The sequence below is a fragment of the Variovorax sp. CF313 genome (assembly GCF_000282635.1).
Taxonomy (GTDB): domain Bacteria; phylum Pseudomonadota; class Gammaproteobacteria; order Burkholderiales; family Burkholderiaceae_C; genus Variovorax.
This window is the reverse complement of sequence record NZ_AKIW01000077.1, coordinates 39,763-58,020: the sequence shown is the minus strand read 5'-3', so window position 1 is coordinate 58,020 and position 18,258 is coordinate 39,763. Positions and strand designations below refer to the sequence as shown.

General features: G+C 60.5%; 19 protein-coding genes and 3 pseudogenes. 8 read left to right on the top strand and 14 right to left on the bottom strand.

Annotated elements, in window-relative coordinates; genetic code table 11:
- Nucleotides 1–13: 13 nt before the first annotated feature.
- The 3 genes from PMI12_RS29665 to PMI12_RS19180 form a co-directional block, all read right to left on the bottom strand.
- Nucleotides 14–277 carry an AlpA family phage regulatory protein gene (locus PMI12_RS29665; RefSeq protein ID WP_157632230.1) on the bottom strand — a complete coding sequence of 88 codons (264 nt, stop codon included), beginning with the start codon at nt 275–277 and terminating at the stop codon, nt 14–16.
- Nucleotides 278–796: 519 nt separating this feature from the next.
- Nucleotides 797–1,420 carry a tyrosine-type recombinase/integrase gene (locus PMI12_RS19185; protein WP_007835779.1) on the bottom strand — a complete coding sequence of 208 codons (624 nt, stop codon included), beginning with the start codon at nt 1,418–1,420 and terminating at the stop codon, nt 797–799.
- A 163-nt stretch (nt 1,421–1,583) separates the two neighbouring features.
- The gene (locus PMI12_RS19180; RefSeq protein ID WP_007835777.1) at nt 1,584–2,177 is read right to left on the bottom strand and encodes a hypothetical protein; all 594 of its coding nucleotides are present in this window, start codon (nt 2,175–2,177) and stop codon (nt 1,584–1,586) included.
- Nucleotides 2,178–2,380: 203 nt separating this feature from the next.
- Here PMI12_RS19180 and PMI12_RS19175 point away from each other — a divergent pair, with 203 nt between their 5' ends.
- From PMI12_RS19175 to PMI12_RS28835, 4 genes are all read left to right on the top strand, one after another.
- Nucleotides 2,381–2,800 (top strand): hypothetical protein, encoded by a 420-nt coding sequence (locus tag PMI12_RS19175; protein ID WP_042673752.1) that lies wholly within the window; start codon nt 2,381–2,383, stop codon nt 2,798–2,800.
- A gap of 153 nt (nt 2,801–2,953) precedes the next feature.
- Complete coding sequence (locus PMI12_RS28840) at nt 2,954–3,646, top strand: hypothetical protein (RefSeq protein WP_162130822.1); 693 nt, start codon at nt 2,954–2,956, stop codon at nt 3,644–3,646.
- 79 nt (nt 3,647–3,725) lie between these two features.
- On the top strand, nt 3,726–4,043 hold the full coding sequence (locus PMI12_RS19170) for a toxin-antitoxin system YwqK family antitoxin (protein ID WP_007835772.1): 318 nt from the start codon (nt 3,726–3,728) through the stop codon (nt 4,041–4,043).
- Nucleotides 4,044–4,096: 53 nt separating this feature from the next.
- Nucleotides 4,097–4,504: a hypothetical protein gene (locus PMI12_RS28835; RefSeq protein ID WP_157632229.1), complete on the top strand. Its 408-nt coding sequence runs from the start codon at nt 4,097–4,099 to the stop codon at nt 4,502–4,504.
- A 48-nt stretch (nt 4,505–4,552) separates the two neighbouring features.
- Here the strand turns inward: PMI12_RS28835 and PMI12_RS19165 are convergent, their stop codons facing one another.
- The gene (locus PMI12_RS19165; protein ID WP_157632228.1) at nt 4,553–5,668 is read right to left on the bottom strand and encodes a hypothetical protein; all 1,116 of its coding nucleotides are present in this window, start codon (nt 5,666–5,668) and stop codon (nt 4,553–4,555) included.
- A gap of 163 nt (nt 5,669–5,831) precedes the next feature.
- Between PMI12_RS19165 and PMI12_RS19160 the strand changes: the two genes are divergently transcribed.
- A complete protein-coding gene (locus tag PMI12_RS19160) occupies nt 5,832–6,407 on the top strand; it encodes a hypothetical protein (protein ID WP_042673749.1) in 576 nt (191 codons plus the stop codon).
- A 113-nt stretch (nt 6,408–6,520) separates the two neighbouring features.
- Here the strand turns inward: PMI12_RS19160 and PMI12_RS28830 are convergent, their stop codons facing one another.
- From PMI12_RS28830 to PMI12_RS19130, 7 genes are all read right to left on the bottom strand, one after another.
- Nucleotides 6,521–7,006, bottom strand: coding sequence for a hypothetical protein (locus PMI12_RS28830; protein WP_157632227.1), 486 nt, complete (start codon nt 7,004–7,006; stop codon nt 6,521–6,523).
- A gap of 300 nt (nt 7,007–7,306) precedes the next feature.
- The gene (locus PMI12_RS28825) at nt 7,307–7,471 is read right to left on the bottom strand and encodes a hypothetical protein (RefSeq protein ID WP_157632226.1); all 165 of its coding nucleotides are present in this window, start codon (nt 7,469–7,471) and stop codon (nt 7,307–7,309) included.
- A 111-nt stretch (nt 7,472–7,582) separates the two neighbouring features.
- Entirely contained in the window at nt 7,583–8,251 is a 669-nt protein-coding gene (locus PMI12_RS19150) for a hypothetical protein (RefSeq protein WP_042673746.1), read from the bottom strand.
- Between the two features lie 160 nt (nt 8,252–8,411).
- Entirely contained in the window at nt 8,412–8,864 is a 453-nt protein-coding gene (locus PMI12_RS19145) for a toxin-antitoxin system YwqK family antitoxin (RefSeq protein WP_042673744.1), read from the bottom strand.
- Nucleotides 8,865–8,944: 80 nt separating this feature from the next.
- On the bottom strand, nt 8,945–9,247 hold the full coding sequence (locus PMI12_RS19140) for a hypothetical protein (RefSeq protein WP_202801687.1): 303 nt from the start codon (nt 9,245–9,247) through the stop codon (nt 8,945–8,947).
- Between the two features lie 359 nt (nt 9,248–9,606).
- The gene (locus tag PMI12_RS19135; protein WP_007835766.1) at nt 9,607–11,256 is read right to left on the bottom strand and encodes a hypothetical protein; all 1,650 of its coding nucleotides are present in this window, start codon (nt 11,254–11,256) and stop codon (nt 9,607–9,609) included.
- Between the two features lie 331 nt (nt 11,257–11,587).
- Nucleotides 11,588–12,820, bottom strand: a complete 1,233-nt coding sequence (locus PMI12_RS19130) for a tyrosine-type recombinase/integrase (RefSeq protein WP_007835764.1) — start codon at nt 12,818–12,820, stop codon at nt 11,588–11,590.
- Between the two features lie 417 nt (nt 12,821–13,237).
- Between PMI12_RS19130 and PMI12_RS19125 the strand changes: the two are divergent.
- Nucleotides 13,238–13,975, top strand: a pseudogene (locus PMI12_RS19125) (IS5 family transposase); the annotation flags it as partial.
- Between the two features lie 170 nt (nt 13,976–14,145).
- On the opposite strand, the pseudogene PMI12_RS29250 reads toward PMI12_RS19125, so the two are convergent.
- Nucleotides 14,146–14,240 (bottom strand): annotated as a pseudogene (locus tag PMI12_RS29250) (IS5/IS1182 family transposase); the annotation flags it as partial.
- A gap of 123 nt (nt 14,241–14,363) precedes the next feature.
- Here PMI12_RS29250 and PMI12_RS19120 point away from each other — a divergent pair.
- Complete coding sequence (locus tag PMI12_RS19120) at nt 14,364–15,011, top strand: response regulator transcription factor (RefSeq protein ID WP_007835757.1); 648 nt, start codon at nt 14,364–14,366, stop codon at nt 15,009–15,011.
- A 98-nt stretch (nt 15,012–15,109) separates the two neighbouring features.
- On the opposite strand, the gene PMI12_RS29575 is transcribed toward PMI12_RS19120, so the two are convergent.
- On the bottom strand, nt 15,110–15,976 hold the full coding sequence (locus tag PMI12_RS29575) for a hypothetical protein (RefSeq protein WP_007835755.1): 867 nt from the start codon (nt 15,974–15,976) through the stop codon (nt 15,110–15,112).
- Between the two features lie 199 nt (nt 15,977–16,175).
- The gene (locus PMI12_RS19110; RefSeq protein ID WP_007835754.1) at nt 16,176–17,909 is read right to left on the bottom strand and encodes a hybrid sensor histidine kinase/response regulator; all 1,734 of its coding nucleotides are present in this window, start codon (nt 17,907–17,909) and stop codon (nt 16,176–16,178) included.
- Between the two features lie 134 nt (nt 17,910–18,043).
- Between PMI12_RS19110 and PMI12_RS19105 the strand changes: the two are divergent.
- Nucleotides 18,044–18,256, top strand: a pseudogene (locus PMI12_RS19105) (urocanate hydratase); the annotation flags it as partial.
- Between the last annotated feature and the right edge of the window lie 2 nt (nt 18,257–18,258).

Below are 18,258 nucleotides of genomic sequence, written 5' to 3'. Positions count from 1 at the left end.
TCCGGTGCGACGGCTAGCGACGCTGCGCAGCTTTGGAGAAAACCCAGCGGGTGATATCTTCCGCCAACCAGCCGCGGCTCTTGGAGCGAGGTCCACCGAGAGGAAAGGAACGCGGAAAGGTACTATCGAACCGCGGGCTGTGAGGATTCATCATCTCGAAGATCGACGAGCGACCACGGCCCGTCACAACGACGACGTCTTGAATTCGATAGACCAGCCGTGGCGGTGGGGGTGTTGGTAAGTTTCGGCCTGCACCGAACTGGATGTGGGTTGCCATAAGAATTCCCCGAACATGGTTATACGAAGTCAACCTGTTAGCTTGGCCAGGTTGACCATGTTTCGGAGTGGCAAACATCAGGGGCCAGTACAACTGGTGGTAGCCCAAAATCGATCACACCACTTGAAACTCTACCTTGTGCAGGGCTTGTTGTCACTACCGGATTCCCTCTGCCGCTTAGCTGCGCGGAGTCCACGGTATTGATGGCGGCCATGCCGCCCACCTGCACCTGACGGGGGACGCCGTGCCGAGGCGGGTGAGTGCCACCACGAACTCAGTCGCCAGCCCAATGGGAATTGCGCTCGGCGGTGCAATTTTCGCGTCGGGAGGGATGCTCGACTTCTTGGCAACGGGCGCTCAACGTAGCCTCACGAGAGGCCGTTTCAGACTGGCAGCAGTCAGTCGGCGCGGCCTGCTGAATGACTGCTGTGCGTTGCAATCGAGCCATCCGACGGTGCATCGATCCGCCTCACTGCCGCAGCAAGGCGGACGGACTTGCGCCGCTCAATCGACGCTCGTTCAAATTTCCGTCTGTTCTGAAATCTCCAGGGCGTCATCCACCTCGATGCCCAGGTATCTGACGGTCGACTCGAGCTTGGAGTGCCCGAGCAGCAACTGCACCGCGCGGAGGTTCCTCGTCCGCCGGTAGATCAGCGTCGCCTTTGTCCGTCGCATCGAGTGCGTTCCGTAGTCGGTAGGGTCCAAGCCAAGCTCTCTGACCCAGCCACCAAGAATCCGGGCGTACTGCCGGGTGCCGAGGTGCGGCGAGTCGTGCATTCGGCTCGGGAAAAGGAAGTCGTCCGATCGCAGTCCGGAGCGCTGGATCCACGCCTGCACAGCCTCGCGGGTTCCAGGCGTGAGCTCGAACTGCACCGGACGCTGCGTCTTGTGCTGCATCACTGTTGCCCTTGGGGCAACTTGCTCTCCGTGGCAGACGTCCCTGACTTTCAGGCTGACAAGATTGCAGCCTCGCAGCTTGCTGTCCAGGCCCAAGTTGAAGAGAGCGAGTTCACGCACTCGGCACTCCAGTTGCAGCCGCACCCGCAGTGCCCAAATGTCTTTGAGCTTGAAAGGTGCCTTCTGGCCGACGATCTTGCCCTTGTTCCAGGGCGCGTGGCAGGTTGCAGTGTCTACTGATCCCATGATGGTCTCCCATCGAGTTGAGGGAACCTCAGCATGCGCGGGTCGGACGGAAGCTTTCCTTGATACCGCGCCTGCTTCACTAGACTAGGCCTCGACCTTCGCGGCTATGTGTGACCTTGTTCACCACTGCGGGTAGCCGGCTTAGTTGGCCGTCGGCCTCAAGTCAGCGTTGCTCGACAGGCACGTTTCCTGTCGCGCGAAGTTGGTCCCAGACGCGCTCGTTGAACTCATACAGGGTGTCACGGGCCGCGCTGATGAAGTCCATGTCTGCCTGCACTCGCGCCAAGTCGTATCTTTTGTACCGATGGCTGATGCCAGTGCGCTTCGACTGTGACTTCACGCGCACGTACCCACCTAGTTTCATCCCGATCCAATCCGCGTGCGCGTACTCATTGCGGCGAGTTGCGCATTCCGTGAGCAGGACGTCCACCTTGCGCAAGTCCTCGTGGGGCACGGCTGAACCCCCGTGTTCGATCATCTGGCCGTACAGGTCCAGAAGTGCCCGCGCCTTCGCGGAGAACAGCATGCCGGCCAAGAAGACGTCCATCCGCTCATCTTGAAAGGCATCCCTGAGGATCGCCTCACGGATGAAGCCCGACACGTGGTCCTCCAACGAGTTGAAGTGGATGATGATCCAGCCGATCTCAGGCGCAAGTTCAACAAGGTAGTCCGTGAGGTCGTCGTCCTCCACCGGCTCCAACTCGTCGGCTTGGCGCAGGGTGAGATGGAGGGGGGCGCTGGGATTGTCTTCAGGCATCTGATGAGTCTATGCGCCCAATCGCCAAGGATGCGCTGCAGCTGCAGTTGTCGTATGTGTTTGGTCCCGACCCATAGCCGATCTCACGGATCGCGTCCAGCAGGACAGCAGGGAAGGTCGCCACGATGGCGGCAAAGCGAGTGCATGCTCGCGCCGCTTCAGGCAGCATTCGGCCAGGAGCAGCCGTACGCATAGGATTCTCAATGCCTCGAAAAACAACGACCATAGCCCGCGACATTGCCAGGTTTGCCCCCGATGAGGATGGTGACTGGCGCCGCCTGGACGTGCTGCTTGACGAGCTTTGGCAGGCGGGCGCTCCAGAACAGGCAATCCTTGAAATGCTGAGCGTCTTTGAGCGCTATCCCGAGGACGACGGATACGGAGTGATGTGGAGCCTCGTTCACGGGTTGGAAAAGCTTCCGAACTACGAGTCCGCGCTTCTTTCTTCCTTGGCACGCCAGCCGAGTGAACTCGGGATAGTCATGGTCGGTCGCATGTTGAACTCTGGCGTCACAGCGGTAGATGGCGTTTCGCTGCTATTCACACTGCAGGAAATCGCTGGCGCTGCGACATCTGCGCATATCAAGGAAATAGCGCGCAGCGTGGCATCACGGCCACGTTGATATTCGCGCCGCCTCATCCCCCTCACAACGTCGGTGCGACAGGCTACAGTCGGCCAAGACCGGACATTCGTCACGACCCGAAGAACTCAATGAAGAGCACTGTGGCTCGTTACGCCGCCGCAACTAGAGTCACGTCTAATGAGCTATAGAACCTTGAAGAACCTCGCGGTCATTGCGACGCTGTCGGCTGTTACTGGCTGTACATCGACACCTCAGAACGAACTTGGAAGCGGTCGCTATCTCGTCGTCGCCGAAGAAGGAATTGCGTACGTGCAGATCGCCACCTCGTCTGCGGAAACCTGTGCGCAGTTCAAGAGTTCTCTTCGCGGAAGCATTCAAGGAGGAGTGTCGAAGAAAATCGATTGTTTGGCCGATGACCAAAGCAAGAACTTGCCTTACAGCCTTTTGGTCAGAGACAAGTCGGGCGAGTACCGCGTGGCCACGTTCAATCAGTCCCAGTGTCGCGGTTGGGCCTCTTACGTTGGAGGCACTCCGGGTGCTGTGATCGCGGAGGGTTCATGCGTAGAAACCCCTCTTCGCACTGGCGGAAGGCGCTATTTCCAAGTCAGCGTCGAAGATGGGACTGTGTTTGTACAGACGGACTTCGGTACCGAGGAAAACTGCCTAAAGGTCGCTCAGGCAAGTAAGGCGCCAGCGAACGCGAAAGTTGGATGCTCCAGCGAGACGAAGGCCGGTGAAATGCACTATTCAGCGATTCTTGTGGCCGAGGGGCGACCGCCTTTTCTCGGCATAGATGTACGCGATAAAAACACTTGTGAAATGTTGCTCAAAGGCATGTCGCGCGAAAACCCAAACTACCGTCCCGCCTGTCGGCACAACTGGTAGACGTAGCTATTCCAACGGACAGCAAGCGGCCAACACCGGACCTTCCCGACCGCCCGCCAATTCCCGTCAATGCCTTAGCATGACCATCGAAGCTGACCTCAACATCGCCGAGATTCCCTACGAGTCAGGAGCCATCAAGTTCCGCTATGCGAGGGTGATGGCACCCGACAAGACCCGATGGATTCGGCACGGCCTCTTCGTTGCTTACCACGAGCATGGCACGGTGGCATCCGAAGGGCAGTATGTCGATGGCAAGGAGGATGGGCTTTGGCGCGACTTGCATCCGAACGGGCAGCCTGCGGCCGAGGGCCGCTACCGCGCGGGCCAGGAAGTCGGAGTCTGGCGATTCTGGAAGCCTGACGGAACTGAAGAGCCGAGCACAGACTACGGCGACTGACGGCGGCGGATTCAACCGGTCGATGCAACACATTCGCTACATAAGGAGATCTCGTGTCCTGGGATGTCGGTCTTTTTAAATTCAGCCGTCGCTACACCGATGTCTCAGAGATGCCCCGCGATGAACAACCCAATCCGCTCGGCGCGTTAAGCGTTGTTCAGCAAACCGTAACGGCCGTCTTTCCTGGGACAGACTGGACCGATCCTTCATGGGGAATATTCGGAAGTGAGCTTGGCTCCATCGAATTCAACGTCGGAAAGGACGATCCGGTTACGTCTGTGGCGCTACACGTGCGTGCTGGCGATGCCATCGTAGAAGGCATCTTGCTTCTCTGCGAGAAACTTGACTGTCAAGCGATTGACTACAGCGACGGTGGCTTCCTTGAGCAGTCCGCCCATCCCGCACAGAATCTGCAGAAGTGGCGAAAGTATCGGAATCAAATTGTCGCTGGCGAAAACTGATGCTCGGAGCCGCATCACATACGCCAGGATTCGGCCAAGAGCGGCCGCTCAGGCGAGCGAGGAAACTCGTGCCATCGCCTGTTGAAGCCGCTTTAACATTTCTACAGTCTGGAGGTCAATCGACTCCATTTCGCCTGGCACATGCAGTTCCAACCGAGCTCTCTTGAGAACGTCGTTGAGACTGTTCATCAGTCCAACTTGGCGTGGAGCCAGCCACGCTACATAACCCTTGGTAAGCATCGCGTTCTCGTTCACGATTTCTTGGCGGAGCCTGCGGCCTTGCGATACTGCCTCGCCAGAACGAGTGACTTTGCCGATCAACAAGTCCTTCTGAGCGTTGTGCTCGAGCGTGTTCGGAAGCACGCCAGCCTCCCTTTGCTGGAAGGCCGACAACGCTGCACTGTTTTCCTTCTTCTCTTCCAAGTAGGTCTTGATCTTCTCTTCGTGTTCCTCGATACCGCGAAGGTTGCGGTAGATGGGCATGCAGTGCTCCATACCCAGCAAGAACGTCTCCATAACGTCGGCCAAGAGCTCGCGCGTTTCCAACACAGTCTGCGTGCCGGCGAAAAGCCAGACCTTGTTCACGCTCGCAGTGAGATCTGCTACTGGATCGGACAACTTCTTGTCCTTGGCCGGGTTAGCCTGCGCCAATGCACCAATCACGAGCATCGCCTTCTTGTATGACTCAATCAGTTCCGTGAAGACCTTGGTTCGCTCCTGAGCCAGACGAGCATCGATTTCCTTCAAGCGGGCATGCTCTCTCTCTTCCTGCGCATCTTTGCGAGCCTCTGCAATCTGATTCGCTGCCTGTGCGCGCGCCGCTTCCAGTTGGGCTTGGGTGTTTGTCCACTGCGCATTGATCTGTTTTTCGGCGGCAACCCGCGTGGCCTCTAACTGGCTGTTGAGGTTCCGCTTTGCGTAGTGCAGTTGCAAGAACGTGGCGATGACACTACCCAAAATCGCCAGAGCGGGTACCACAGCCGTGGGGTCTGTCCATCCACCCTGCTTGTCCGCGGGCTTCAACTCCACCTGAATGGCGCTGTAGCCAGCCTGAACCGGCACCGGCCTGCTGGAAGCAGTGGTGGCAGGCGCCACAGGTGAGGAAGCCGACTGTGCTGGCGCAGAGGCGGCGGGAAGAGGTTGTGCTGCAGCAGTCGAGATCATGGCTCCGGCATTGTGCCGTCAGGTCTTCAAATTGCAGGTGGCCGTCATTATTGGGACGCCTCAATGACCACGTCCGCTTTGAAGCAGACAGAACGGCCCCAAAGGGCCCTGTGGAGGCAGCCGCCCTTCGGCTACAGTCGGCCAGAAGCGGAACTACTGACGCATGACAAAGCTCCTTGAAATCGACCTCCGCCGCAGCGTGCCGGGACCGGAGGCGCGGCCACATCAAGCGGATCTGAACCGGCTGTTCGATGACCCTGCATACGGCCTCTGCCGTGGGCAGTCGCAAGAGTCACTTTGGGGGAGGGTTCGGGTTACCTTGGTCGATGACCGCGAAAGTCCTCCGGGATTGACAGACTTCATGATGACCGTCCCGTTCTACGTCGTCTCGCGACGTTTCGTCGAACTCCTTGTGTCACACAACTGCGACTGCGAATACCTGCCGCTAGAGGCAACGTACAAGCGAAAGGTGCTCCTGGGAGAATTCTTTGCGCTAAACGTCTTGAACATCGAGAAGTCGGCTGCCGACCTTGACCACTCGATATTCGACCGGCGACTTCTCGAATTCGGCCTGATGAGGGATGTCGAAAAGTTGGTGCTGAAAGATGATCCGATGGGTAGAGCGCCTATCGCGTACTTCGAGGAGGTGGGCCGAATCGCGGTGAACGAAGCCCTCGCAGAAGACCTTGCCTTGCTTACCGGTGTACGGCTCGTCGAGCCGAAGGCGTTCACTAGCTAGCACTGCTCAAAGCAGCGCGTGCAACGACCGCTTTGTGCAAGCGCGTACGGCAGCTTCGGGCCCAAAGCCGAAGTTCGCTTCGCTCCAAAGCGGACCCAAAACAACCTGCCCGGCTAAGCCGGATGTGCTTGCAGCGCAGCTTTTATTTCTCGGACAAGAACGATGAAGTCTCGGATGAGTGATCGCAATGCCTCAGGGCTAGCCGCATCCGGCCGAGGATAGGGTACAGGTCCCGAAAAGGGGCTTCTAGAGAACGTTGGGTCCTCAAGAACCTTCGCGTCATAGGCAAGCACCGCGAAGTTCGAGCCGATAGTGCCGCTCGACCCGACGGCCGACATCATTAGCTCGGGACCGGAGCGTTGCATCACAAAAAGCGCGCTCCACTCCAGACCCGAAATGACCTCTGCCTCCACCTCGTATGACCGGTCTCGACTGTCGTAGCGCGGGTTGGCATCGACTTCTTGAAAGGCCGACAGGACCTCTGTTTTTTGACCAGGATAGCTCGCTTGGGGATTCCGGGGGTAGCGGTCACAAAGCGCCCAGTACTTCATTGGGAAGTCGATGGACAGCAAAAGTCGAAGAAAGTCCGGTTGGGTCATGTCGTTATTGGGCGACGTTGAAGGTCTGGTTCTGGCCGTCAGCAGGCTTGCCGCTAGATGCACATAAAGAGAAGAAGGCTCTTGCCCTGGCCTATCGCCTGCCGAGCGAATACGCTCATCGCCTCTACGACCGGCTCGATTCCAGGGCCGTCAGCGCCCATGTGTGCCAACTCTTCATGCTTGGCCCAGGACATTGCGACTTCCGCGGTGGCGTCAGACTGCAATGCAGCAAGCCTATGCACGAAATCCTGCGGAAATTCAAAGACCCATCGCTCCTGCGTGTGCGCAAGGAGGTGCTTCTCACCCCTCAAAATCTGCCTCGGTAGTCCCGCCGAGAGCGGACCAAAGTCCGGCTAGCGCCATGTTGTCCAAAGAGTTGAACTGCAAACGAGGCCAGCCACCTGAAGCAGCGGAAAGAATTTCGGGCGCATCGCCAGTCGAGGCAATCAGGATGTCTGTGAGCATGCTTGATAGATCTTGAGCGTTGAAATCGTATGACTGCTCGTGGCCGAGATCGGTAATCGTAGCGACGGCACTTGTGCTCGAAGCGGACCGGCGCATGTTCGTCGACTCCCCTCAGAACGTACCCATTTCAATATGAGTCAGTCCCATCTGATCCAGGGCTTTCAGGAGGTCAACCACTGCCTCCGAGGGAGCAGTACCTAAGTCAATTTCCGTTTGCCATCGGCCTTTCTCCACCGACGGGTAGACCACTGAATGAATGACGGTCTGTTCCTTGCCGGTGGCGACAGCGTTCGCATCGCCAAGGTCGATCCAACGAATGGCCCATGCCGTCAGCGGCTCAATTTGCTTCGGGACGCCGTTCGCTCTGATCTGCACACGATCCCAGACGAAGGGGTGTAAGGCAATTCGCATTCGGTCTGAGAATTTCACTTCGTGGGGCTTGAAGCGACTCGCGGGGGCGGGTTGGTGAAAACGCCCGATTTCAGCCTTTCCATTGAGGTTGGACATGAAGTCCACACGCAATTGATCGTACGGTGGCGGGACAGACATGCTGTTCGGTCGGACAAGCACCTCCGAAGCACATGACTGCTTCTTGCTCATGCACCAACTCTTCAGCGCGCCTTCGAAGCCAGCGATGAAGGCAGTCCGCTCGGCCTTGGCAATCGCAAGAACCTCTCGCTCCTCTTTGCTGCCCGCGTGCGACAAAAGATTCGAACCAAGAGTGAGGACAGCGATCACCAATCCACGGCCGATTAGGAGATGGGGGCGCAACTTCAACATGAGGTAAAGGGAGGGTTGGCTTGGCTTCCAGATGTCCGCTTTGGGCCGCATTGTGCCGGCTCGGCGAACGGCCGGTTCTGGCCGAATCCTGCTACGGGACCGAGACGGATAGTGCGCAAAGCGGCCATCGAGGTCGTCCTAGCAGCGGTAGTTCGCAGTCTCATACGACGGGGGCGTTTGGAAAGCGCCGCCTGTACTTCTCGATCCATTCCAGTGTCGGCTTGTCTTCACGGTTTGTCCCGGTCTCGATCACCGCGCCATCGGGGTCGAAGATGGTCCACTCCAGAGCGCGCCCAAACTCACTCAGACGTTTCTTCACAACGCCCCCATCTTCGTTCCATGTCGTCCCCCAGCCGTGCCCCATACCTGCAAACGCAGTCCATTCTTGACTGAGTTGCCCGTTGTCATGCCACCACTGACAGTGGCCATGCGGAAATCCGTTTAGGCAAGGACGCCGCGATTCAACCTGCCCGTTGCCGTAGTAGGAGATCGCTACCCCGCTGAAAGGCTCGCCTCGGTAGACAAACCCGTAGTCGTCGTCGTCCAACTCGGCGAGATCGACTATGAAATCCGGCGCGGCTTTGTTCCAGTCAAAATCGTCTGCGTCAATCATGAAGGTTCCGGCAATCAATGACCGCTCTGGCGCCGAATTCTGCCTTGCAGCCGAAGGTCTGATAGTGGCCGCGTGCCGCCCTACAAGGAAGCGCCGCCATTCACAATTGTGTTCCTCGCGGGCAATCGACTGTGCGCCTCGTCGACAAGCCATGTCAGGACCTCCACTGGCAACGATGGTTCGAACATCGTCACGGTGAACTCGTGCGTCAAATCGCTGTAGAAAACCTCAGCGCAGTCTTTGCCGCCTATCTCTCGGAGTTCCAGAAACATGCCGTCTCGCTGCACATCCGAACCCATGACCGTTTCGAAATCTCGACCGTGAAAGTTCATCTTTTTTCCCATTCGTGCTTGGACGAATTCTGCTGGCTCTTGAACGGCCATACGCATACCTGACTCGCCGGGGGCTGAACGGCTCCATCGAAGGAGACTGGACAGCCTAGTCGAAAGTCCGGTCCTGGCCGATAGTACCCATTCGCGCGAGGCCGAGGGATGTCGGCAAACGCTGCGTAGGCGCCCTTCGGATACACCCGCTTCAGGCTGGTTGCGGTCGCTCAGATGCAGGGCCCAAGTGGCTGCGTTATGCAACAGGATTGCCACTGGGATCGAGGACCAAGTTCTTGAATCCCAGAATGTCCAGATGCCGGACAAACTTGCCGGACGAATGAGGTCTAGTCATCGAAATGAGGCAGAACAGCCCTGTCCTGACTGACTCGAACGTTGGTGGCGAGGTCAACTGACTTCTAAAGGGCGCAAAAGTCCTGCGGCTTTGCGCCGTATGCGCTGGCGAAGTGTTCTATCACCCAAGCCTCAATTTCCTCCTGCGCTTTTCCGTCGGCCAGCCAAGAGTAGTCGAAAACAAAATCCCCGTCCTTGAGCACCCATTGATGCGTCAGGTCGTGCACGACGCTGTGCGCATAGAACGCATTGAAAGTATCTGCGACGCCGGCGGGATCCTTGCCGCCCAGCTCCCTCGCGAACACCGCCTGACTGTCTTCCTTGTCAGCGAACAAAGTAAGGTGGTTCATGAGCAGTGAGAGGTTATCGTCCCGCACGCGCCGGCCACTCATGTGAATTCCCGGCCAGCAGAAGAATTCCGGCCGTTCAAGTTTGTCTATCGAAAACGAAATGAGTTCCGCAAACAGCAGTCGGATCGGAAGATTGGGCAGTGAGAAGCGAAACGTCTTCCATTCCTCCATGAGCTCAGACACCTTGGGCACCCGCTGCACCCAGCTGGTGACCTCCTGGAGCGCGGCGAGGGGATGGTCATAGCCGCAGGCCTCTGTGAGGGCTTCGGATACCGCGATGTACTCTTCCTGCGAATAGTCCACAACTCCTTCAGCGATGTCAGGCGTCTCCTGGATCGCGAGGCACATGCGGGCAAACCGAATCCCCGGGTCGACATCATCGATGAAGTCCTCAGGGTCTCGCAGCGAGCACGGAAAGCCTGCGGTTGGATTGAGCGCGAGATCGCAAACGAGCAAGAACACGCCGACCGCCGAATCTTCGACGGTTCTGGGCACGGGCAGCCCCGTCAACCGCAAAAACAAGCGAAACGCATCGCCGTACACGCCCTTGAAGTAGCCCAAAGCCTCGAGCACATTCCACTTGCCGTCCAGGACGCCGGCACCCACCAAGAAGTGCAGCTGAGAAAGTCTTGCTTGCCCCTCAAAGATCTCGAGAAGACCCAGCGGCGGCAATCCCACGGGAGATCCACGATAGAACCCTTCCTCCTCACGTTGGGTGAGCTCCGTAAATTTCTGCTCCCAGTCGCGCGTGGCGGGCAAGATGCCGGTACCTCCGTCAAACATCGACCAGATCACATCCAGGGCGTGGTGATAGGCCATGTGATAGCTGTGACCAACGCTGTGAAAGTAGTCGTCGTTGACCAGCTTCGCGAACGTCTTCGGGAAGGCGACCCTGAGCTTGTAAAACTCCACGTCCACCAGGTTGTTGACGATGGCATGCGCATTCCGCAGCGGCGCGTCGTCTCGTCCGCGCTTCTGCTCTTCGAGCGACCATGTTTTGATCGATTTGACCGTTCCTACTTCCCGCACGAATTCGCGGAGGAGGCCGAAGTTCGCGTGGGTCTGCGCAGGGTACGCCATGGAATAAACAAACCCCGCGAACGAACCTTTGTGCTGCCACCAGTGAATGGTCTCGTGGAGGTAGGTGCCATACGCCTTCAGCACCTCAGGACCAAGAGCCCCGCCGCCAAAAACGCCAGCAGGAACATGTTCTAGCAGCTGGTGAATGCGCGGGCTCAATCGCATGACGAACTGCTTGGTGCTGTAGAGGCCGTGCGCATTCAGGCAGGCAGCGAAATCCGACGGAGGCGCGCCAAGCACGGGCGGCGTGTCGAAGAACACGTCGTCATCGGGTGGAATCTGCATGCGTTGACTACTCCTTGCGTCGGCGAGAGGCGAGCTATGTCGCAGCTTCGAGCTTTCCTCCCGTGGCCGAAAACCGGACCATGCCAGCCAGTCTACCGCCGAGTCTCGGCGCCTCGGCGCCACGGCCACGGATCGACCAGCTGCGAGGTCGTCCAGCAGGTCCGCTCAGGCTTGCGCCATCTCGCGCCGCTGGCTCCAGCCCCAAAAGCCGCTCTCAGGTCAGCCTCAACGTTGAGCGACTGCTTTTAGACTTCGATTTCAGCAAATTGAGGGGACTGCGCCCGCTGCGAAGAAGTCGATCAAGCATTGGGCGGAGGGCTGCGTGAATCCGTCACGTAACAGACCGGCTGGCGATTTTCTCGCTCTTCTTCGTGACCTTTGTCGCGATGAATTGAGCCCAGGCATCCATCATTTCGCGGCGCCGTTCAATGGCGTCTCCTCGTCGGTACGCCCCTTCAGTCTTGCTCTCGATGATGTGCGCGAGCGCCATCTCGGCCAAGTCTCGAGGATAGGAGGTTCGATCTCCCACCCAGTCTCGAAATGTCGAGCGAAACCCGTGCGGCACGGCGTCGGCACTCATGCGACGCATCACGGCAGTCAGACTCATGTCTGACAGCGCCTTGTCCTTGGTGCCTGGAAACACAAGCTCCGTTGGAGCTCCCTTGGGCAGTTCCTCGAGCAGACTCATTGCTGCCTTGCACAGCGGGATGCGATGCTCGCGACCAGCTTTCATCCGCTCAGCGGGGATCGTCCAGATCTTCGCCTCCAGATCCAGCTCGCCCCAAGTAGCACCTCGTATTTCTCCGGAGCGCGCTGCGGTCAGAATGGTGAACTCCAGAGCACGCGCCGCCACGCCGGCACGCTGCCGTAGATCAGTCATGAAGGACCACATCCCGTCGATCGGCACCGCGCGGTGATGCTGTACCTTCTGGATTTTCATCGGCGCAGCCAGTACCTTGTCCAAGTGGCCCTTCCAACGCGCCGGATTCTCCCCGGCGCGGTACTTGCGCACCGTGGCCCAGTCAAGCACCGATTCAATGCGCCCGCGCAAGCGGGAAGCCGTCTCATTCTTGGTCTTCCAGATCGGCTCTAGGCAAAGCAACACGTGCTGCAGATCGATGTCTTGTACAAGCAGGTGTCCGAGGTGCGGCGAGGCGTACGCCTTGAGAGTGTTCTCCCACTGCTGACGATGCTTGGGGTTCTTCCATTCGTCCGACTTCGACTTGATGAACTCTGTCGTACACCAGTCGAAGTTTTTTTCGGCAGCTTGGCGGGCCAGCAACGCACCACGCTGCGCGCGCTTGGTGATCAGCGGATCGAGTCCCTGGCCGACGAGCTTGTGCATCTCCCGGGCCTTCTCGCGAGCTTCGGCCAAGCCGACCTCGGGGAAGGGGCCCAAGCCGAAATCCCGGCGCTGCTCACCGACCATGATGCGCAGGACCCAGCCACGGTGTCCAGCCGAAATGCGTAGGTGGAGCCCAGGGGCACCGCCTACGGCATGGCGACCTTCGGACTTGATGGCGGCCACCGCGCGGGCAGAGAGTTCAGGGGCGAGCTTGGGCATGGGACTGATTCCGTCGAACTATTTTGTCCCACATTGTGCCCACATAAAACATCGGCCGTCACCAGATTTGATCGGACTTCGTCGGATCGTTCGGCAAATAAGATTGTTTAAAATCAATAAGTTATGAATCTTATCGGATTTCGTCGGACAAGGGTTCTACGGACACACTCTCCGCCAGAATCAATCTGAGCAACTTTCAAAAAGTCCCGCGCAGTTCATGTGACGGGACTTTTTCATTGGGAGATGCATCCGTTTTGGTCTAGCGGGAGCTGTCGCAGACTGCCACTAGCCAAGCGCCAAACATGGCATCAATCATGGTATTTTCTAGCCGATACCATGACCCTCACTGTTGAGGAAGGTCTGATCAAGAGCACGTTTCTTGCATGAAGGCCTGAACCCTGCACAGGAGCACGAGCGGTGAGCCAGATCAGTTTTGCGGATGCGGAGCAAGCGGGCAAGAGGAAGAAGACGAGGCGCGAAGTCTTCCTTGCCGAGATGGAACTGGTGGTGCCATGGAAGGCGCTGCTCAAGGTCATCGAGCCCCACTATCCAGTGGCAGGCCGAGGCCGTCGGCCCTACCCGCTGCAAGCCATGCTGCGCGTGCACTTGACGCAGAACTGGTTCGCCCTGAGCGACCCGGCGATGGAAGAAGCCCTGTATGAGATCGCCTCGCTGCGCACGTTCGCCGGACTCGGTCTGGAGACGATGCCCGACGAGACGACCATCCTGAACTTCCGCCACCTGCTGGAGGCCAACGATCCGGCCGAGGACATCTTCAAGCAGGTCAACGCCCACCTGACCAGGAAGGGGCTGCTGCTGAAGCGCGGCTCCATCGTGGACGCAACCATCATCGCCGCGCCCAGTTCCACCAAGAACAGCACGGGCGAGCGAGACCCCGAGATGCACCAGACGAAGAAGGGCAACCAATGGCACTTCGGCATGAAGGCGCATATCGCGGTGGATGCCGAGTCGGGACTGGTGCATACCGTGACGGCGACGGCCGCCAACGAAGCGGACGTGGAACAGGTGACTGACTTGCTGCACGGCAAGGAAGAGCAGGTGTGGGCCGACTTGGGCTATCGGGGCGCGCAGGCGCGGGTGACGCGCGATGTGCAGTGGCACATTGCGGGCCGGCCCGGTGACATGGCGAAGATGCCAGAGGGCCGGGTGCGTCCGCACGCGGCCTGAGGGGCGCTACAGGAGCCCTCAAACACATCGAATGCCAGTGCAACGGGCCTGCGAGCGCAGCTGCACAACACCCAGGCTTGTCATCAAATCAATTTACGACTTGATCGACGTTCCTTAATGGGCCCTAAGCGAAGTCACGGTACAACGCGTTCCGTGTCGGTCAGAAATTTCTCGCGTCGTGTGCGCTTCTTCTTCATCGCCTGCTCGGCGGGGCAAAGCTGCGTTGGTTCATCTCGATGGTGCTGTGATTTGCGGTACCTTCGCACATGCACATGCACATGCACATGCACATGCACATGCACATGCACGGGCCGTGCCCGCCGCGATCTATTGATCAGCATTTCTTTGGACTTCCATGCCCATGCTCGACGCAACGTCTACCGCCGTCACCCTGCTGTTGCTGGACGACCACCCTCTATACCGGACCGGTTTCGCTTTCGGCTTGCGCGCGCTGCGACCCGAGGTTCGGGTTCTGTGCGCCGGCACCCTGGACGAGGCCTTGGCACTCGCCGACGCGCAGCAGGTGCAGGGCGTGCTGATCGACATGCATCTCGGTGACCCGCAGGCTGGAGGTCTGGCCGCATTGGACGCCTTTGCCGGTCGTCACCCTCGCGTCGCGCGCATCGTCATCACGGGCGATACGCGGCCGCATCTGCCGCAGACCTGCCGCCAGCACGGCGCCCACGGCTTCCTGCGCAAGAGCGAGGATGCCCGGTCGATGTGGACGGCCATCGACGCGGCGCTCGATGGCCAGGCCCGCTGGCCGGCGCCGGAGGTGTCGGTGCAGGCGCAGGTGGCGCGGTCGGTGCGCCTCACGCCACGCCAGGCCCAGGTGTTGCAGCACCTGAGCGAAGGCATGAGCAACAAGGCCATCGCCGCCACGATCGGGCTGACCGAGCGGGCCATCAAGATGCACATGACCAACATGCTGCAGCTCAGCGGCGCGGCCAACCGCGTCGAGCTATTGCGTGTGGCGCGCGAGGTGGGATGGCTGGCCGGGTGAAGCAAAAGGCCGGCTCCGTTCGACGGAAAGAACCGCGCGAAGGGAGCCGGACCGAGGCACCTTTGAAAGGACGGGCGCAGCCCGGGCTGCGCGTTTTTTTATTTGGGCGTGTATGTCATGTTCACGGATTCGTTGGTCGCCAGCAGCGCTCCCTTGCTGTCACGCGTCTCGCCCTTGAGGACTTGGCCGCGATAGGGACCTTCGGCCGCCATCCAACTGATCGCGGTGCCTTGATCGGTCGTGGTTCCGCTGCTTGTCAAGTACATATGGGCGCTCACCTTGCAGGCGACAAAGGTGCCGAGCGCGGTCTGTACGCTCTCCTGGCCCAGGTAGGTGACCTCGTCCTTCATGGTGCCCTGGTCGACCACCGATGTGCCGCTCGAACCCGTGATCGTCATCTTCGTGTCCCAGGTGCGGACCATCGCCTGGCCCTGGGGCATGTCCATCGGCCAGGCCGATGGCGGATCGTAGACGCCGGTGTTGGTTTGCGTGGCCGTCTTGGCCTCGAAGCCATATTGGATGACGTTGCCACCCGCAAGATCGGTGTACGTCGTGGACACGTCGCCGTTCGGCAGCGGGGTAATCCAGGGGACGGGGTTGGTACCGGCGAAGGATTGACGTGCGCCGGTCGTGCGCACGGTGGTCTCGGAGGTCGTGGTCTGGCCGGAGGCCAGGGTGACGCGAATCTGCTGCGACAGCGTGGTGCCTTCATGCCAGTCGGCCTCGTTGACGCATGCCGCGTAGCCAGATGCAGCAGGCGTGGGTGTTGGTGCCGGCGAAGGCGCTGGCGCCGGGCTCGGCGAGGGTGAAGGATCGGGTGGGGCCGCGGGCGACGGTGCAGGTGCCGGCAGGCCGCCAATCAGGGGCATGCCGCCACCCCCACCCCCGCCCCCACCGCCGCAGGCCGCGAGCGCCGCAGTGGCCAGGAGAGTGACAAGGTGCTTGTATCGTTGGGGCTGGGACATGGTTCCTCCACTTCAATGCTGTCCGGGATCGGTGTGTTGTCCGGACGGCAGGCGTCCGGCGAACGGATCTGCAAGTTAGCCAATGGCAGTGGATCGCACCATGTACCAAAGTACATGCGCTCGAAGTTGGAGACGAAGCGGTGCGGCATATTGCACGCACAGCGGGGTGAGGTTGCGGCGAAATGAATGTGGCCGTGCCCTAGGCGTGCATCCACGCCAGCAACGCGCGGTGCAACGCGTCGGGCTCCACCGGCTTGTGCAGCACGAGGCAGCCGAAGTCGTCGGCCTCGCCGATCTCCGGCGCCGACAGATCGGCACTGATGAGCAGGCAACCCGCGTCGGGGCAACGGGCTGCGAGAGACTGCAGCAGTTGCCAGCCGTTGTCGCCGCCGCGCAGACGCAGGTCGCAGACCAGTGCCTGCGGCCTGAAGCCCTCGTCCAGGTGGCGGTGCGCCATGTCGACGCCGTCGGCGAACCGCGCGGTCGTTCCCCATGCCTCGAACAGCATGCGCCAGGCGCGCACGACGTGGGGTTCGTCGTCGACGACCAGGCAATGCCCGGGCAGGTGGCGCGCTTCGGCCGGGGCACGCTGAGGTGGTCGTGCCGGCGCGGCAGGCGCCTCCGCCAACGGTAGCTGCAGCCAGAAGCATGAGCCGCGGCCGGGCCTCGAGCGCACGCCATACACGGCCCCCATCAGCATGGCGCTGCGCGCCACCACGGCCAGCCCCAGCCCGTGGGCGGCGCCCTGGCCGGGCGCTGCGGTGGCGGGCCCGCGTTCGAACGGCGCAAAGAGGCTGGCCTGCTCCGGGGCGGCGATGCCGACGCCCGTGTCCCACACCTGCAGTTGCAGCGCCGTCCCTCTTCTGCGCGCGGCGACCAGTACACCGCCCCGGGGCGTGTATCGGATGGCGTTCTGCACCAGGTTGAAGAGTGCCTGGCGCAGCAGCGCCGGATCGGTGCGCACATGGAGCGTTTCACGGCGCGGCGCGCGCAGGCGCAGAGCGAGCCCGTTCGCGCGAGCCGGTGCCGAGAACAGCACCGGGACATCGGCCATCAGCGCGTCGACGGACAGTGTCTGTGGCTGCGCCGTGTGGTGGCCGGATTCCGCGCGGGCCAGATCGAGCAGCGACTCGAGCATGAAATGGATGCTCTGTCCGCATTGCTCCAGGTGCTCGAGCAGAGGGATCAGACGAGCGTCCTGTCCGTGTAGCTGCAGGCCGGCTTCCACGGCCATGCGCATCGCGTGGACCGGCTGGCGGAGGTCGTGGCTGGCGGCATTGAGGAAGTGGTTCTTTTCCAGCAAGGCCTGAGCGGCCCTTTCGCTCATCTCCCGGTAGCCCTCTTCCAGCGCGAGCTGCCGCTCGATGAAACGTCGATTCTGCCGCGCATGTCGCACGGTGACGCCCAAGAACAGCAGGAGCGCGGCGACCATAAACGGCCAGTCTTGCGGAAAGATCCAATAGGCACCGGCCAGGGCCACGGCCATCACGCTGCCGGAAAAGCACAGAAACATGGCGGGCAGCAAGCTCAGGTACATCGCGCCCGAAGAGGTGACCGCGCACAGCGACGCGTACAGCACCAGATGGAACAGCGGTAGGCGCTCGTGCAACGTGATGGGCACCGGTGCCGCCCAGCCCAGTCCAACCAGCACGGCCAGCAGCATCAGCCCGGCGCGCCAACGCCGATCGGCCTTGTCGGTGCTGGGCGGATCGACGCGCAGGTGGTGCAGCACGAGCAGCATCGCGCCCGCCAGCAACCACATCAGGGGAACCCACGCATCCATGAGCGGCGCGCCGCTGTAATGCCTATGCAGCCACCACAGCAGGGTCGGCAGGGTCAGCATCGCGAGCACCGATATCGGCGCATGGCTGGCTGCGTCCGCCAGGAGGCGACGCTGCCGTCGGGTGGCCGGGAGCAAGGATGGGGACGTCATGGGCAGAGACCTGTTTCCGAGACGACGTCATTTTCCACAAGCGCACCGGGGCTTTCGCCTTCTGCGCGGTAGCTGCCAGCAAGAACTCGCCTCGGGCGCTGCTGAGGCTCCATAGCCGTACGGCGGTCGAGCTTCATGGCGGCGGCGTGGGCATGGGCTACTCGCAGCACTCGGGCGTGGTGATTGTGTGCGACGGCTCCGACGCGGCCGCCAAGCGCATCGAGCGCGTGCTGTTCAACGACCCGGCCACCGGCGTGATGCGCCACGCCGACGCGGGCTACGACATCGCGGTCGCCACCGCGAAGAAGCAGGGGCTCAAGCTGCCGATGATTTGCAGAACGCCTTGATC

What these genes read in the sequence shown, in the direction of transcription:
- PMI12_RS19160 (WP_042673749.1), top strand. Translation starts at nt 5,832, where the DNA reads ATGACAAAGCTCCTTGAAATCGACCTCCGCCGCAGCGTGCCGGGACCG.
- PMI12_RS19135 (WP_007835766.1), bottom strand. Translation starts at nt 11,256, where the DNA reads ATGCAGATTCCACCCGATGACGACGTGTTCTTCGACACGCCGCCCGTG.
- PMI12_RS29575 (WP_007835755.1), bottom strand. Translation starts at nt 15,976, where the DNA reads ATGTCCCAGCCCCAACGATACAAGCACCTTGTCACTCTCCTGGCCACT.
- PMI12_RS19180 (WP_007835777.1), bottom strand. Translation starts at nt 2,177, where the DNA reads ATGCCTGAAGACAATCCCAGCGCCCCCCTCCATCTCACCCTGCGCCAA.
- PMI12_RS19130 (WP_007835764.1), bottom strand. Translation starts at nt 12,820, where the DNA reads ATGCCCAAGCTCGCCCCTGAACTCTCTGCCCGCGCGGTGGCCGCCATC.
- PMI12_RS29665 (WP_157632230.1), bottom strand. Translation starts at nt 277, where the DNA reads ATGGCAACCCACATCCAGTTCGGTGCAGGCCGAAACTTACCAACACCC.
- PMI12_RS19120 (WP_007835757.1), top strand. Translation starts at nt 14,364, where the DNA reads ATGCCCATGCTCGACGCAACGTCTACCGCCGTCACCCTGCTGTTGCTG.
- PMI12_RS19140 (WP_202801687.1), bottom strand. Translation starts at nt 9,247, where the DNA reads ATGGCCGTTCAAGAGCCAGCAGAATTCGTCCAAGCACGAATGGGAAAA.
- PMI12_RS19145 (WP_042673744.1), bottom strand. Translation starts at nt 8,864, where the DNA reads ATGATTGACGCAGACGATTTTGACTGGAACAAAGCCGCGCCGGATTTC.
- PMI12_RS19110 (WP_007835754.1), bottom strand. Translation starts at nt 17,909, where the DNA reads ATGACGTCCCCATCCTTGCTCCCGGCCACCCGACGGCAGCGTCGCCTC.
- PMI12_RS19175 (WP_042673752.1), top strand. Translation starts at nt 2,381, where the DNA reads ATGCCTCGAAAAACAACGACCATAGCCCGCGACATTGCCAGGTTTGCC.
- PMI12_RS19150 (WP_042673746.1), bottom strand. Translation starts at nt 8,251, where the DNA reads ATGTTGAAGTTGCGCCCCCATCTCCTAATCGGCCGTGGATTGGTGATC.
- PMI12_RS19185 (WP_007835779.1), bottom strand. Translation starts at nt 1,420, where the DNA reads ATGGGATCAGTAGACACTGCAACCTGCCACGCGCCCTGGAACAAGGGC.
- PMI12_RS28830 (WP_157632227.1), bottom strand. Translation starts at nt 7,006, where the DNA reads ATGACCCAACCGGACTTTCTTCGACTTTTGCTGTCCATCGACTTCCCA.
- PMI12_RS19165 (WP_157632228.1), bottom strand. Translation starts at nt 5,668, where the DNA reads ATGATCTCGACTGCTGCAGCACAACCTCTTCCCGCCGCCTCTGCGCCA.
- PMI12_RS19170 (WP_007835772.1), top strand. Translation starts at nt 3,726, where the DNA reads ATGACCATCGAAGCTGACCTCAACATCGCCGAGATTCCCTACGAGTCA.
- PMI12_RS28825 (WP_157632226.1), bottom strand. Translation starts at nt 7,471, where the DNA reads ATGCTCACAGACATCCTGATTGCCTCGACTGGCGATGCGCCCGAAATT.